Origin of the sequence: Sphingobium fluminis, assembly GCF_037723805.1 — a bacterium.
In the GTDB taxonomy this organism is placed as follows: Bacteria; Pseudomonadota; Alphaproteobacteria; order Sphingomonadales; family Sphingomonadaceae; genus Sphingobium.
This window is the reverse complement of record NZ_JBBJUK010000003.1, coordinates 314410-328807: the sequence shown is the minus strand read 5'-3', so window position 1 is coordinate 328807 and position 14398 is coordinate 314410. Positions and strand designations below refer to the sequence as shown.

The window sequence follows — 14398 nt, the reverse complement described above, 5'->3', positions numbered from 1 at the left end:
GGTCGTCCTACCGGGCGTAAGTAAATTTTCAGGAAACATAACTTCGGACATTAAAATCGATTGTCGCGCGGGAAACCGGTCGGCGGCATGCGCCCGGCGGCGCCACGCGCGACGCGCCAGGGCGTCATATCCGCCTCGGTCCGCGTCCGGCCGCTGTCCCCGCCCATGGCCCAGCTAAGCCCGTCCGCCATCCGGAACGCAATCGCATCGGACAGGCCGCCGCCGCCATAACGCTGCAACTGCACCCCCTGCCCGCGCGCCATGCGGGGCATTTCCTCCAGCGAAAAGACCAGCAGCTTGCGATTCTCGCCGATGACGGCAACGCTGTCGGCCTGCGAAGCGATAGGGTGGACGACGCTCAGCCTGGCCCCGGCCCGCACATTCACGACCTGCTTGCCCTTGCGCGTCTCGGCGATCAGGTCGGCCATGTCGGCGACGAAGCCCCGACCGTCCGATGCCGCCAGCAGCAGTTGACCGCCTGGCCTGGCCGGCAACAGCGCGACGATGGCGCCCTGATCGTCCATGTCGACCATCATCCGCACCGGATCGCCGAAACCGCGTCCGCCGGGCAGCTTGTCCGCGCCCAGCGTGAAGATGCGTCCCGTCGACGTCGCCAGCAGCAGCTTGTCGGTCGTCTGCGCATGGAACGCATATTGCGGCCCGTCGCCCTCCTTGAATTTGAGCGTATCGGCAGCCGCCAGGTCGCGATGCCCGCTCATCGCCCTGATCCAGCCGCGTTCGGACAGGATGACCGTGATCGGCTCGCGTTCGATCATCGCCTCCAGCGGGATTTCCCGCGTGGGCCCCGCCTCCTCGACCAGCGACCGCCGTCGCCCGAGCGCGGTGTCCGGCCCGTAGCGCTTGCGCAGGTCCGCAAGGTCGCGTTTCAGCCTGCGCTTCTGCAATTTGGGATCGCCGACCAGCTTCAACAGCTCGTCGCGCTCCTTGACCAGTTCCGCATGCTCGCGCCGCAGTTCCATCTCCTCCAGCTTGCGCAAGCTGCGCAGCCGCATGTTGAGGATCGCCTCGACCTGCCGGTCGTTGAGCTGGAATTCCTCCATCATCACCATCTTGGGCTCATCTTCGGTGCGGATGATTTCGATCACCCGGTCGAGATTGAGATAGGCGATGATATAGCCGTCGAGCAGATCGAGCCGTCCGGCGATCTTTTCCAGCCGATGCTCCGCCCGCCGCACCAGCACGTCGATCTGATGCCGCAGCCATTCGACCAGCACCGCGCGCAGGCCCAGCACGCGCGGCGTATGCGTCGCATCGAGCACGTTCAGATTGAGCGGGAAACGGTTCTCCAGATCGGTGAGGCGAAACAGGCTGTCCATCAGCATGTCGGGATCGACATTGCGCGCGCGCGGTTCGATGACGATTCGAATCTCGGCATCGCTCTCGTCGCGCACGTCCGCGAGGATCGGCAGCTTGCGATCGTTGATGAGCGCGGCGATCTGTTCGATCAGCTTGGATTTCTGGACCTGAAACGGAATTTCGGTGACGATCGCGACCCAGGTGCCACGCCCGCCTTCTTCCTTGTGCCAGCGCGCGCGGGTACGGAACGCGCCGCGCCCGGTGGCGTAGCTTTCCGAAATCGCCGCCGCACTGTCTACCAATACGCCGCCTGTGGGGAAGTCGGGCCCTTTGACGATGGCCATCAGCGCCGCATGATCGGCATCAGGATCGTCGATCAGCAGCGTCGCGGCGTCGATCAGTTCGCTGACATTGTGCGGCGGGATGCTGGTCGCCATGCCCACCGCGATGCCGGTCGCGCCATTGGCCAGCAGATTGGGGAACAGGCCGGGGAAAACCTCCGGCTCCTCATCCTCGCCATTATAGGTCGGTCGATAATCGACCGTGCCTTCGTCCAGCCCGGCCATCAGGTCGGCCGCCGCCTGCGTCAGCCGCGCTTCGGTATAGCGCATCGCCGCTGCATTATCGCCGTCGATATTGCCGAAATTGCCTTGCCCGTCGACCAGTGGCGTGCGCAGCGAGAAATCCTGCGCCAGCCGCACCATGGCGTCATAGACCGACTGGTCGCCATGGGGGTGATATTTACCGATGACGTCGCCGACCACCCGCGCGCATTTCTTGTAGCCGGTGGTGTTGCGCGCCGGATTGGCGACGAGGATGTCGGGGCTGGCCCCGCCCGGCTCCATCCGCAACAGCCGCATCGCCCACAACAGCCGCCGATGCACCGGCTTCAGCCCGTCGCGCAAATCGGGCAGCGAGCGCGCGGTGATCGTGGAGAGAGCGTAGACGAGATAGCGTTGCGACAGCGCGGCGTCGAAAGGATGGTCCTTGATGCTGTCGAACGGGTCGCGAAAATCGGTCATTACGGGCGGGATAGCAGGGCGGCGGTCAATGGCAAAGGGGTCAGACCAATCCTATTGTCGCGGCAGATAGCGCCCATCCGGGTCCGCCGCGATCTCGGCCGCGAATTGCGCGCTTATCCAGTCGCGAAACGCCTTCACTTTGGGCACGTTGCGGGCGTGGGGCGGATAGACCGCCCAATAGCTCGCCCGTTCGCGCACATAGGATGGCACAGCCTCGACCAGCAGGCCCGCTTCGACTTCCGCTTTCCACAGGAACAGGTTGACGATCGCCACCCCCTGCCCCGCCATCGCGGCCCGCCCCTCCATCACCTGACTGTCGAGCGCGATGGCGGCGCGCACGTCGCCGGGGTCGGCTTCCACGCCCATGGCCGCGAACCATTCATGCCACCACATATCGTCGGGCGACAGGCGCGGCATCGCGTGCAGCGCCGCCGCGTCCGCGACCGGCCCATGGCGCGCCAGCCAGCCGGGACTGCATAGCGGCGCGATCCGGTTGTGGGTCAACAGCCTTGCCTCCAGCCCCGGCCAGTCGCCCCTGCCCCCGCGAATGGCGATGTCGACGCCGTCGCGGGCCAGATCGACCACCGCATCGTCGGCCTGGATCCGCACCGCCAGATCGGCATGGGTCATCTGGAACGCCCCGATCCGGGGCGCGAGCCACAGATGGGCGAAGCTGTTGGTGCAACTGATGGTCAGCACCGAAGCATGATCCTGCGCGAGCGCCGCGAAGCCCTGCCGCATCTGGTCAAAGGCGCGGATGACGACCGGCGCGATCTCCCGCCCCTTGTCGGTCAACACGACCTTGCGCCCTGCCCGCTGGAACAGGCTGAGGCCAAGCCGTTCTTCCAGCAGCTTCACCTGATAGCTGACCGCCGCCTGGGTCATGCCCAATTCCCGCGCGGCGGCGGTGAAATTCTCCAGCCGGGCGGCGGCTTCGAACACGCGGACGGCGGAGAGGGGCGGCAGGGACGACATCGCGATAGATAAGGAGAGCTTATTTGACCTGTCCAGCCTTTTGTTGGCCAACCCTACGGAAAGCGACCAAAGAACGCGGGCGAAACATCTTCGTTTCGCTGCTTTGTTACCCGGAAGGACATTATCATGCTCCGTAAGATCATGCAGGCTTTCTGCGTCCTGCACCGCGTCGCCTGGTCGGCGCCGTGGAAGGCCGAGGCGCGATGCCGCTGATAAAAGACGCCGAAAAAGCCGGGGCGGGACTTGCCAAATCAGCCGCGCGCGCCACTGTGCCGCCGTGCCCGAATCCCGCGTCTCCGCTCTTCCCGACCTGCCGCCGCCACCGCTCGCCCTGCTGAGCGGGGCGGCGCTGTTCCTGGACTTCGACGGCACGCTCGCGCCGATCGCCGAGACCCCCGATGCGGTCGTGGTCGATGCCGGGCTGATAGACGTGCTGTTGCGCCTTCGTAACGGCTTGGCCGGGCGGCTCGCGATCGTCAGCGGTCGCGCAATCGTGACCTTGCGCGCGCTCGGCTTTGGCGACTTCCTGCTGGCCGGCACCCATGGCCTCGAATTTGCGCAGCCCGGCGGCGAGATCGAGGCGGGAGGTCGCTTGCCGGCCATCGATGACGCCACACAGTTGTTCGAGGCATTTTGCCGCGACAAGCCCGGCATGCTGGTCGAACGCAAACCCCTGAGCGTCGGCCTTCATTTTCGCGGCGCGCCGCAATGGGGCGAGGCCGCCGGCGATCTCGCCCACGCGATCGCGGTCGCGCATGGGCTCGTGGTTCAGACCGGCAAGATGCTGTTCGAACTGCGCCCCGGCGGGGCCGACAAGGGCAGCGCGGTGCATGCCCTCATGGCGCGCGATCCGATGAAGGGCGGCGTTCCCCTCTTCATCGGCGACGACGTGACGGACGAGGAAGGATTCGCCGCCGCGACACAGTTGGGCGGTGGCGGCATATTGGTTGGACCGCAAAGATCGACCCATGCGTCCTGGTCGTTGGAACAGGTCGGGGCCGTCAGGCATTATCTGACTAAGGGAGCGACCGGCCTGACCTGACGGTCGATGAACGTCGCCCCGGCCAGATGACAGCAAAGGGGGCCGACGATCAACAGCGCCAGCGACAGCCTAAATACCGGAGCAGACCGCTCGCTCGATCTATGGCCCATCGGCAATTGCCAGGCGTCGGCGCTTGTCGATCGCGCAGGGCGCATGATCTGGGCCTGCGTGCCCCGCGTCGATGGCGATCCGCTCTTCTCCGCCTTACTCGACGATAAAGACTGGAACGAGGCCAAGGGCTATTGGGCGATCGAGCTGGAAAACTGCGTCGAGATCACGCAGCATTACATCCGCAACACCCCCATATTGGTGACGCGCCAGACCGATGCGCAGGGCAATGCGATCGATGTCTATGATTTTTGTCCCCGCCACCGGCGCAAGGGCCGCATCTATCGTCCGGTAGCCTTTGCCCGTATCGCGCGCCCCGTATCGGGCAGCCCGCGCGTGCGCGTGCGCCTGCGCCCGACCACCGCCTGGAACGCGGAAGATGTGCCGATCACCTACGGCTCCAATCATATCCGGCTGGTCCTTACCCATATGGCGATGCGCCTGTCGACCGATGCGCCGATCGGCCTGATCGCGCAGGAAAGCTGGTTCCGGCTGGAACATGACCTGCATTTCTTCCTTGGCCCCGACGAGAGTTTTTCCGACGCGCTGCGCCCGGAAATCGAGCGGATGCTCGACGATACCATCCTCGAATGGCAGCTATGGGTGCGCGGCCTCGCCATTCCGGCCGAATGGCAGGAAGCGGTGATCCGCGCTGCCATTACGCTCAAACTATGCCAGCATGAAGAAACGGGCGCGATCGTCGCGGCGCTGACGACGAGCATTCCCGAACATGCCGATTCGGGACGCAACTGGGACTATCGCTATTGCTGGGTGCGCGACGCCTATTATACGGTCGAGGCGCTCAACCGGCTAGGCGCGCTCGACGTGCTCGAAACCTATCTTCTGTACCTGCGCAATATCGTCGATGGCGCGCGCGGTGGGCATATTCAGCCGCTTTACGATGTGCGCGGCAATGCGAAGCTCAACGAGTGGGAAGCCGACAAGCTGCCCGGCTATCGCGGCATGGGGCCGGTGCGCGTGGGCAACGCCGCCTACTCGCAGATCCAGCACGACGCCTATGGCCAGATCGTCCTGTCCGCAGTGCAGGGATTCATCGACCAGCGACTGTTGCGCATGGCAAGCATAGCCGACTTCGAATCGTTGGAAGCCGTCGGCGAACGCGCCTGGCAGGTCTATGATTCGCCCGACGCCGGCCTGTGGGAGTTGCGCACCCGCACCCATGTGCACAGCTATAGCGCGGTCATGTGCTGGGCCGCCGCCGACCGGCTTGCGCACGCCGCCTGCGCGCTCGGCCTGACTGAGCGTGAGGCGCACTGGAACGAGCGAGCACGGATTATGAAGGCTCGCATTCTCGACGCCGCCTGGCGTCCCGAAAGCAGCGCCATCTCCGCCAATTTCGAGGATGACGCCCGCGACGCCTCGCTCCTCCAGCTGCTGGACCTGCGTTTCCTGACCGCCGATGATCCAAAGTTCACTGGTACGCTCGCCGCGCTGGAAGCCGATCTGCGGCGCGGCAACGACATGTTGCGCTACAGCGCGCCCGACGATTTCGGCGAGCCGGTCACCGCCTTCAACGTCTGCACCTTCTGGTTGATCGAGGCGCTGCACCGCACGGGCCGCGGCGAAGAAGCGCGCGCCCTGTTCGAGGAGATGCTGTCGCGCCGCACCGCCGCTGGGCTGTTATCCGAAGATATCGACCCGGCAACCGGCGAATTATGGGGGAATTATCCCCAGACCTACTCGTTGGTCGGCATCATCAACTGCGCCGTTTTGTTGAGCAAACCCTGGAGCGCCATGCGATGAGCCGCCTTATCGTCATTTCCAACCGCGTCAGCCGGCCCGGTAAATCGGGCAATCAGGGCGGCCTCGCCGTCGCCCTGTCGCAAGCCTTGCGTGAGAGCCGGGGCATCTGGGTCGGCTGGTCGGGCGAGGTGACCGATCATTTCACCGGCCATATCGGCTTTTCGGAGGATCAGGGCGTCAAGACCGCGACGATCGATCTGGAAGAGCAGGATGTCGACGAATATTATAATGGCTATGCCAACAAGACACTGTGGCCGCTGTTTCATTTTCGCATCGACCTGGCCGAATATGCCCGCGATTTCGAGGGCGGCTACAACCGCGTCAACCGTCGCTTCGCCGAGACTGTCAGCCCGCTGATCGAGCCGGACGACATCATATGGGTCCATGACTATCATATGATCCCGCTCGGCCAGATGCTGCGCGATCGCGGGCTCGACAACCGGATGGGCTTCTTCCTCCATATCCCGTGGCCGCCCACGCGCCTGCTCGTCTCGCTGCCCCATCATACCAAGCTGGTGCAGGCGCTGTTCGCCTATGACGTCGTGGGCTTTCACACCGAGGAATGGCTCGAATCCTTCCGCCATTATGTCGAGCGGGAAATGGGCGGAACCGTCGCCGGAGACTTTGTGACGCTGGGCGACCGCACGATCCAGGCGGTAGCCTGCCCGATCGGCATCAACGCCAAGGAGTTCGCCGATGCCGCCGTCAGCGACGATGCGAAATATATGTTCGAAACCGTCAGCCGCTCGCTTCAGGACCGGGCGATGATCGTCGGTGTCGACCGGCTCGACTACAGCAAGGGCCTCGAAGAGCGGTTCGGCGGCTATGCCCGCTTCCTCAAGGATCATCCCGAATATCATCGCAAGGTCGTGCTGACCCAGGTCGCCCCGCCCTCCCGCGAGGATGTGGAAAGCTATCAGAAGATCCGCGCCACGCTCGATTCGCTCGCAGGCCGCATCAACGGCGAATATAGCGATGTCGACTGGACGCCGATCCGCTACGTCAACCAGGGCTACCCCCGCGACAAGCTGGCGGGCATTTACCGGAGTGCGAAGATCGGCCTCGTGACGCCATTGCGTGACGGCATGAACCTCGTCGCCAAGGAATATGTCGCGGCGCAGGACCCCGAAGACCCCGGCGTCCTCATCCTCTCTCGCTTCGCGGGCGCGGCGATGCAGCTCAAGGACGCGCTGCTGATCAACCCCTACAGCCCCGAGGAAATGTCGGACGCGATCCTGCGCGCACTCGCCATGCCGCTGGACGAACGCAAGAAACGCTGGCGCGCGATGATGGACAGCGTGGAAACGCAGGACATCAGCTGGTGGCGCAGCAGCTTCACCTCGCGCCTCTCCGCCGTCCGCCGCGACGCGCCGACGGTTGAACCGGAACCGGCGGCGGGTTAGTCCCCCGCCATGGACCAAGAGGACGACAATGAGCCGCGCGGCCTGTGGCCCGCCATCCGCGCGCGATCAGGCGTCATCATCGGCGTGGTCGGGCTGGTGGCGTGGGTCGTCATGGTGTGGGCGATGTTCGGCGATGTGCTGTAGGATCGGTCGGGTCTGATGAAGAGTATTTGTTGACATATTTCGAGCCCTCTCCCGCGAAAGCGAGAGAGGGCTAAAAGCCGCCAGTCCCCTAACCACCCATCCGCGTCATACAGCGAACGCCGGGTTCCCCTTCCAGTTTCGCCTCCCGCTTATTGCGGATTTCGCCCCGCTCCCTCGTTCTCCTCGATACGGCATCCCTACGTCTCGTCCGGCGCGGGCGGCCGGGCTGATGCGAGGTGTCCATGTTCGACCGCCGCTCCTTCCTCGGTTCCGCCGCGCTCACCGGGGGTTTCGCTTCGCTCGGCGAACCGTTGCTGGCGCAGGCGCTCAAGCCGGTCGCGCTTCCCGCCACCGATCTCTACGGCAAGAATGAGGACGCCTATTGGGCGGCGCTGCGCAAGCAGTTCCTGATCCCCGCCGATGTCGTGAACCTCAATGTCGGCACCGTCGGTTCCTCGCCGCGCCCGGTGCTCAGGGCGATCTTCGACGGCTTTGAATCCACCGAGCAGATGACGCAGGCCGGGTCGGAGGATTATCCGATCTGGGGCTATGGCGCGTGGGAGCAGTATCGCAAACCCTTCGCCGATTTCATGGTGGCGCAGGTCGACCAGATGGCGATCCTGCGCAACTGCACCGAAGCCAACTCCTATGTCGCCAACGGCTTCGATATGAAGGCGGGCGATGAGGTGCTGATCAGCGACGAGGAGCATGGGTCAGGCGAAATGCCCTGGATGCTCCGTTCGCGCCGTTACGGCGTGGTCGTCAAGAAATTCGCGATGCCCAAGCCCGCGAAGAACGCCGCCGCAATCCTCAACCGCATCAACGATGCGATCACGCCGCGAACGAAGATCATCTTCGTCAGCCATATCAGCACCGCGACCGGCGTCGTTCTGCCCGCCAAGGAGATCGCCGCGCTCGCCCGGTCGAAGGGGATCATTTCCGCCTTCGACGGCGCGCATGCGCCCGGCATGATGAAGGTCGACCTCGCGGACATCGGCTGCGACATCTACACCGGATCGATGCATAAATGGCTGTTCGCGACTAAGGGCACGGGCTTCCTCTATCTGCGCGACGAAGGCGTCATGGACCGGGTCTGGAGCACGGTCGTCACCGGCGGCTATGATGATCCAACGCGCAAGGCAGATCGCTATATGCAGATCGGTTCTTCCTGCATCCCGACCCTGATGGGCCTCAACGCGGCCATCGCGTTCGCCGACCAGATCGGCATGGACAGGATCGAGCGCCGCCACCGCATGCTGGCCGATTACATCCACGCCGAAATGATGAAGCGCGGCGCGGAAAGCTGGACCTCGCCCGATCCCGCGATGCGCTGCGCCATCGCGACCGTGAACGTGCCCCCGGTACAGCGCATGGCGTTGCAGGACTGGCTGTGGAAAACGCACAAGGTTCGCGTGCGCGGCGGCAATCCCAGCAAGCTGCGCCTCGCCACCCCCTATTTCCTGTCGAAGGCGGATATCGATCGCTTCCTTGGCCTGTACGACGAATTTCGCCGCATGAACGGCATCAGCTGATACGGGGCCAGCGCCCTGCAATTGCGCGCCCCGGTGCTTTGTTCTATGGGCCAGTTCCAGCAGCCCCGGCACCCGCTGATCCTTCCCGATTCGCGATTGCCGGGGCGAATGTTTTGTAAAGAGGCAGGAACGCGTATGGCCCGTCGCCGCCAGATCTACGAAGGCAAGGCAAAGATCCTTTATGAAGGGCCCGAGCCGGGCACGATCATCCAATATTTCAAGGATGATGCGACCGCCTTCAACGCGCAGAAAAGGGGCACGATTTCCGGCAAGGGCGTGCTCAACAACCGGATTTCCGAGCATATCTTCACCCTGCTCGGCCAGATCGGCATCCCCACGCACTTCATCCGCCGCCTCAACATGCGCGAACAGCTGGTGCGGCAGGTCGAGATCGTGCCGATCGAGGTTGTCGTGCGCAACGTCGCCGCCGGGTCGCTCAGCAAGAAACTGGGGATCGAGGAAGGCACGCAGTTGCCCCGCACGCTGATCGAATATTGCTACAAGGACGATGCGCTGGGCGACCCGCTCGTGTCCGAAGAGCATATCGCCTGTTTCGGCTGGGCGACGCAGGAAGAAATGCATGACATCGCCGACATGGCGATCCGCATCAACGATTTCATGTGCGGCCTGTTCGCCGGCATCGGCATCCGCCTGATCGACTTCAAGCTGGAATTCGGCCGCCTGTTCGATGGCGAATACAGCCGCATCATCCTGGCCGACGAGATCAGCCCCGATGGTTGCCGCCTGTGGGACGCCGTGACCAACGAAAAGCTGGATAAGGATCGCTTCCGCCGCGACCTGGGCGGCGAAGTCGAGGCCTATCAGGAAGTGGCCCGTCGCCTCGGCCTGCTGCCCGAGGGGCTGGACACCACCGTGCTCGACCTCGACACCCACCGCAAGAAGCGCAGCAAGGACTGACCTGCCCCGACGCGCTCCTCAAAAGAGCAGCGCGTCGGCCAGCAGCTTGAACCCCAGCACCACCATCAGCAGATAGATCAGCGTATAGAAGCGCGCGGGATCGACCTTGCGCACCAGCATGACGCCCGCGATCGTCGATGCGAGCGCCACCGGAACCAGCATGGCCGTCGCCAGCATGTTGGCGCGGGTGAATTGCCCCAAAGCCGCATAGGCGGGCAGCTTCATCCAGTTCATCACCGCGAAAGCGATCGCGGAGGTGCCGACGAAAATGTCGCGCGGCAACCGCCTTGGCAGCACCCACATCTGGAAGGGCGGCGCGCCGGCATGCGCGATCTGGCTGGTGAAGCCGCTGATCACCCCGAACAATGTGCCGGTCCAGCCGGGCGCGCTCGAAGGCAGCACGATCGCCCCGCCCCGCTCGGTCCAGAGCCGGTGCAGACCGAACAGCAGCGAAATCCCGCCGACCGCGCCCAGCACGCCGCGTTCGGACACCTGCGCCGCGAACAGATAGCCAAGCGCCACCCCCACCGCCATGCCGGGCAGCATCACCTTGAGCACAGGCCCGTCCCATGAGCGGCGGAAGGCCCATACGCCCACCGCATCCTGAACGATCAGGATCGGCAGCAGGATCGCCGCGCCGCGCACCGGGTCGATCGCCAGCGCCATCACCGGCATGGCCAGCGCCCCGACGCCCGAAAAACCGCCCTTGGCGAGGCCGGACAGGACCACCGCAAAGATCGCGCACAGATAATAAGCGGGGCTCTGATCCATCCTGACCGCATCGGCCGACGACCATGCGAGGCGCAAGCGGAAAATACGCGCTGGCAGCAACCGGGCCTTTGTGACGGTCGCTGCGGCGCGGCGGCGTCTTCACCCCGACAGTCTTTGGGAGTTGGGATGCACGGAAGCGAGTTTGGGTCTGCGCGTGCGGATGATCGTGCCACGTCCTTCCATCGGGCGCTCGAAAGCCGGTCCTTCGCGATCCGCTTCGGGCTGGCGGCGCTCGTCCTGACGCAATTGAGCCTTTTCATCCACCCGATCGGCTTCATGGGCGGGCCAAGCGACGACCAGCGCTATCTCGACATCGCGCTCGACTGGTGGCGCAATGGCCCCAGCGCCGGGTCGACCCACTGGGCGCTGCGCGTCCCCCTGATCGCCGCGATCGACCTTTCCTTCCACATCGCCGGCCCCGGCCTCGATGCGTTGCTCGCCGTGCCCCGCTTTTTCTACGCGCTGTTCGTGATGGCCAGCAGCATCGCGATGGCACGCTGGACGGGGCGAAGGGCCGCCTGCATCTGGCTCGCGCTCGTCATCGTCTCGCCCGTGCTGCACAAAATGGCGACCAGCTGTTTTCCCGAAATCGTCGAGCTGTCGATGGGAACGCTCTCGCTCGTCGCCTTTATCGCCGCCCGGCGCGAACCGCGCGCGCTCCACCGGCTCGGCCTGCTCGCGCTATCGGGCCTCGCGCTCGGGGTCGGAATCGTCACCCGCGAGACCATCGGCTTTCTGGCGCTTGGCTATATCTGGGCGGCGATTGTCCGTCCCGGCATGCCGCGCCGCGACTATCTTGTGCTGGGCGGCGCGCTGGCGCTACCCATCGCGGCCGATATCGGCTGGCTATGGTGGCAGACGGGCGATCCGCTCTACCGGCTTCATGTCGGCGAAAATCATATCCACATCTTCAGCGCCCATCTGCGCGGGGGCGTCTATACCGGCGGCAGCCCGTTCCTGAACCCGGACCTGGCGAGCCGCTGGATTCCCGCCGGCCCGACGAAGATCTTCTGGCCGATCAACCCGATCGGCGATTTCCTGATCGATCCCGATTTCGGGTTCGTGGCTTTAGCCTGCGGGCTGGTCGCCCTGCCCTTCCTGCGCCGTGGACAACGGCTGAACCTGCGGCCCTATGCGGTGCCGCTGCTCATCGCGATCGCGCTTGGCTGTTATCTGACGGTCACCTGGATCTTCACGCTGCGGCCGCAGCCCCGCTATTATCTGCCCGTCGTCGCGGCGACGCAGGTCGGGCTGGCGCTAGCGCTCGGCGCGATGATGGCGCGCCCTGACCTTAAGCGCCGCGCCATCGGCCTGTTCGCGCTCGTGCTGATCGGCGGCGTGGTCCCGATCCTCGTGGCGCGCCCTGGGGGGCTCATCGAAAATGCGGCGGTCGGGTTCATGCGCGCCCATCCCGGCACCTATGCAGCGCCCGAAAACATGGCCGCTCGCCTGTCTTATCGCTCCCAGGTCGCTGGCCTCGCCCCGACGCTCACCGGCAATCCTCCGCCCGGCGGCTATCGGCTGAGCGGCATCACCAGCAAAGCGGTGGAACGGGCGGGCGGCCGCCTGCCGCCGTCTCCGGGCTATCGCGACGTCGCTCTGGTGCCGCTGGAACGAAGCTGGATCGAAACCATCGTCCAGCCCAAACGCTGGCGGGCGCTGCGCGTCGAGCGGCGCGAACGCTGACGCGCGGAGCCGCCCGGCGCAAAGCATAAACTCTTGCCTGAGCGGTGCATGATCCCTAGGGCGAGCGCGAGAGCCGCCAAGGAGTTTGAAGCCTCATGAAAGCCCGCATCTTCGTCACCCTCAAGGGCGGAGTCCTCGACCCCCAGGGCCGCGCGATCCATCATGCGCTCGACGGCCTGGGCTTTGCCGGCGTCAACGACGTGCGCGCGGGCAAGCTCATCGAGCTGGACCTGGCCGACGGCACCAGCGACGAGGATATCGACGCCATGTGCCGCAAGCTGCTCGCAAATACCGTGATCGAAAATTACCGCATCGAGAAGGTCGCCTAAGGAGCCCTATGATGAAGAGCGCCGTCATCGTCTTTCCGGGTAGCAATTGCGACCGTGATCTCGCGGTGGCTTTCGAGGCGGCGACGGGCAGCAAACCCGCCATGGTGTGGCATCGCGACACGCAACTGCCCGAGGATATCGACCTGATCGGCGTGCCCGGTGGCTTTTCCTATGGCGATTATTTGCGATCCGGCGCGATGGCGGCGCGATCGCCCATCATGCAGGCGGTGGCGCAGGCGGCGGATCGCGGTGCGTTTGTCCTCGGCATATGCAACGGCTTTCAGGTGCTGACCGAAAGCGGCCTGCTGCCCGGCGCGCTGCTGCGCAATGCGCGCGGCCATTTCGTCTGCCGCGACGTGACGCTGACCGTGGAGAACGCCCAAAGCGCGTTCACCAGCCGTTACGAGACCGGCGAGCGCATTTCCTATCCCGTCGCCCATCATGACGGCAATTATTTCGCCGACGCCGACACGCTCGACCGGCTGGAAGGCGAAGGCCGCGTGGCGTTCCGCTACGCCGACGGCATCAACGGCTCGGCCCGCGACATTGCCGGCATTCTGAACGAGGGCGGCAATGTCCTCGGCCTCATGCCCCACCCCGAACGCGTGATCGAACCGGCCCATGGCGGCACCGACGGCAGACGGCTGTTCGAAGGACTGGTCGAAGGGTTGCTGGCCCGCACCTGATCCCGCGCGATGGACAAGCCGGCGCTGCCGTTCACATCGATAAGCACCATCTGTGCGACGCTGATGCGGCATAGGCTATCGGATGGCCAGGCCGCCATTGCGGCGGTATGGCGGCGGCATCGAGGGGAAAGGGCACCTGATCTAACCCGATTTCGGCGTCTAAAAGGCCCGATGGCCAAACTCGGGCGTCAATTTTCCCCCAAATATCTTTTGCAACGGGGCCAAACAGATCATCCTGTCCGATCCCCTGATTTCTTGATAGCCTGGGGCACATTACGCGCCACCATGGCGAAGCAATGATGGGATTTGTCATGTACAAAGGCAGCTGTCTCTGTGGCACGGTGAAATACGAAGTTCGCGGGGAGATTGGCGCGGCGATCTACTGCCACTGCTCGCGTTGTCGAAAGGCAAGCGCTACCGCATTCGCCACCAATGCGGCCGTCGCGACCAATGACTTTGTCATCATCGACGGTGAATCCGCGCTGAAGGCATTTGATTCTTCGCCGGGCGTTCATCGCTTCTTCTGCGCCAATTGCGGTTCACCGATCATCAGCCGCCGCGATGCCATGCCGGACGTCGTGCGCTTGCGGCTGGGGACGCTCGATACGCCGCTGGCAGCGCCGCCGACCGCGCATTATTTCGTCGGCTCGAAGGCCGACTGGTACGAAATTCAGGATGATTTGCCGCAATTCCCGTAACGC

The 14398-nt window shown here is 64.6% G+C and carries 13 protein-coding genes; 10 read left to right on the top strand and 3 right to left on the bottom strand.

From position 1 onward, the window contains the following. Positions 1-50 precede the first annotated feature (50 nt). Entirely contained in the window at positions 51-2339 is a 2289-nt protein-coding gene (gene parC / locus WG907_RS10925; protein ID WP_340232802.1) for a DNA topoisomerase IV subunit A, read from the bottom strand. A 51-nt stretch (positions 2340-2390) separates the two neighbouring features. Then, entirely contained in the window at positions 2391-3314 is a 924-nt protein-coding gene (locus tag WG907_RS10920) for a LysR substrate-binding domain-containing protein (protein ID WP_340232801.1), read from the bottom strand. 277 nt (positions 3315-3591) lie between these two features. On the opposite strand from WG907_RS10920, the gene otsB reads away from it, so the two are divergent. The 6 genes from otsB to purC all read left to right on the top strand — a co-directional run bounded on the left by otsB (position 3592) and on the right by purC (position 10225). Beyond that, the gene (gene otsB, locus WG907_RS10915; RefSeq protein WP_340232800.1) at positions 3592-4356 is read left to right on the top strand and encodes a trehalose-phosphatase; all 765 of its coding nucleotides are present in this window, start codon (positions 3592-3594) and stop codon (positions 4354-4356) included. A gap of 108 nt (positions 4357-4464) precedes the next feature. Then, entirely contained in the window at positions 4465-6228 is a 1764-nt protein-coding gene (locus tag WG907_RS10910) for a glycoside hydrolase family 15 protein (RefSeq protein WP_340233044.1), read from the top strand. Next, entirely contained in the window at positions 6225-7631 is a 1407-nt protein-coding gene (gene otsA / locus WG907_RS10905; RefSeq protein ID WP_340232799.1) for an alpha,alpha-trehalose-phosphate synthase (UDP-forming), read from the top strand. Before WG907_RS10910 ends, otsA begins: the two co-directional genes overlap by 4 nt. A 9-nt stretch (positions 7632-7640) precedes the next feature. Continuing rightward, positions 7641-7775: a hypothetical protein gene (locus WG907_RS10900; protein WP_340232798.1), complete on the top strand. Its 135-nt coding sequence runs from the start codon at positions 7641-7643 to the stop codon at positions 7773-7775. A 242-nt stretch (positions 7776-8017) separates the two neighbouring features. Continuing rightward, positions 8018-9307, top strand: coding sequence for an aminotransferase class V-fold PLP-dependent enzyme (locus WG907_RS10895; RefSeq protein WP_340232797.1), 1290 nt, complete (start codon positions 8018-8020; stop codon positions 9305-9307). A 135-nt stretch (positions 9308-9442) separates the two neighbouring features. Next, positions 9443-10225 carry a phosphoribosylaminoimidazolesuccinocarboxamide synthase gene (gene purC, locus WG907_RS10890; protein ID WP_340232796.1) on the top strand — a complete coding sequence of 261 codons (783 nt, stop codon included), beginning with the start codon at positions 9443-9445 and terminating at the stop codon, positions 10223-10225. 18 nt (positions 10226-10243) lie between these two features. Here the strand turns inward: purC and WG907_RS10885 are convergent, their stop codons facing one another. Continuing rightward, positions 10244-10996: a sulfite exporter TauE/SafE family protein gene (locus WG907_RS10885; RefSeq protein ID WP_340232795.1), complete on the bottom strand. Its 753-nt coding sequence runs from the start codon at positions 10994-10996 to the stop codon at positions 10244-10246. Positions 10997-11122: 126 nt separating this feature from the next. Between WG907_RS10885 and WG907_RS10880 the strand changes: the two genes are divergently transcribed. From WG907_RS10880 to WG907_RS10865, 4 genes are all read left to right on the top strand, one after another. After that, on the top strand, positions 11123-12682 hold the full coding sequence (locus WG907_RS10880) for a hypothetical protein (RefSeq protein WP_340232794.1): 1560 nt from the start codon (positions 11123-11125) through the stop codon (positions 12680-12682). 95 nt (positions 12683-12777) lie between these two features. After that, entirely contained in the window at positions 12778-13011 is a 234-nt protein-coding gene (gene purS / locus WG907_RS10875) for a phosphoribosylformylglycinamidine synthase subunit PurS (RefSeq protein ID WP_340232793.1), read from the top strand. 11 nt (positions 13012-13022) lie between these two features. Next, positions 13023-13697 carry a phosphoribosylformylglycinamidine synthase subunit PurQ gene (gene purQ, locus WG907_RS10870; RefSeq protein ID WP_340232792.1) on the top strand — a complete coding sequence of 225 codons (675 nt, stop codon included), beginning with the start codon at positions 13023-13025 and terminating at the stop codon, positions 13695-13697. A gap of 296 nt (positions 13698-13993) precedes the next feature. Beyond that, the gene (locus WG907_RS10865) at positions 13994-14395 is read left to right on the top strand and encodes a GFA family protein (RefSeq protein ID WP_340232791.1); all 402 of its coding nucleotides are present in this window, start codon (positions 13994-13996) and stop codon (positions 14393-14395) included. Positions 14396-14398: the final 3 nt, after the last annotated feature.

Bases quoted from the DNA above. Each gene is read 5' to 3' on its own strand.
- parC (WP_340232802.1), bottom strand. From the start codon at position 2,339: ATGACCGATTTTCGCGACCCGTTCGACAGCATCAAGGACCATCCTTTC.
- WG907_RS10920 (WP_340232801.1), bottom strand. From the start codon at position 3,314: ATGTCGTCCCTGCCGCCCCTCTCCGCCGTCCGCGTGTTCGAAGCCGCC.
- otsA (WP_340232799.1), top strand. From the start codon at position 6,225: ATGAGCCGCCTTATCGTCATTTCCAACCGCGTCAGCCGGCCCGGTAAA.
- WG907_RS10900 (WP_340232798.1), top strand. From the start codon at position 7,641: ATGGACCAAGAGGACGACAATGAGCCGCGCGGCCTGTGGCCCGCCATC.
- WG907_RS10895 (WP_340232797.1), top strand. From the start codon at position 8,018: ATGTTCGACCGCCGCTCCTTCCTCGGTTCCGCCGCGCTCACCGGGGGT.
- purC (WP_340232796.1), top strand. From the start codon at position 9,443: ATGGCCCGTCGCCGCCAGATCTACGAAGGCAAGGCAAAGATCCTTTAT.
- WG907_RS10885 (WP_340232795.1), bottom strand. From the start codon at position 10,996: ATGGATCAGAGCCCCGCTTATTATCTGTGCGCGATCTTTGCGGTGGTC.
- WG907_RS10880 (WP_340232794.1), top strand. From the start codon at position 11,123: ATGCACGGAAGCGAGTTTGGGTCTGCGCGTGCGGATGATCGTGCCACG.
- purS (WP_340232793.1), top strand. From the start codon at position 12,778: ATGAAAGCCCGCATCTTCGTCACCCTCAAGGGCGGAGTCCTCGACCCC.
- purQ (WP_340232792.1), top strand. From the start codon at position 13,023: ATGAAGAGCGCCGTCATCGTCTTTCCGGGTAGCAATTGCGACCGTGAT.
- WG907_RS10865 (WP_340232791.1), top strand. From the start codon at position 13,994: ATGATGGGATTTGTCATGTACAAAGGCAGCTGTCTCTGTGGCACGGTG.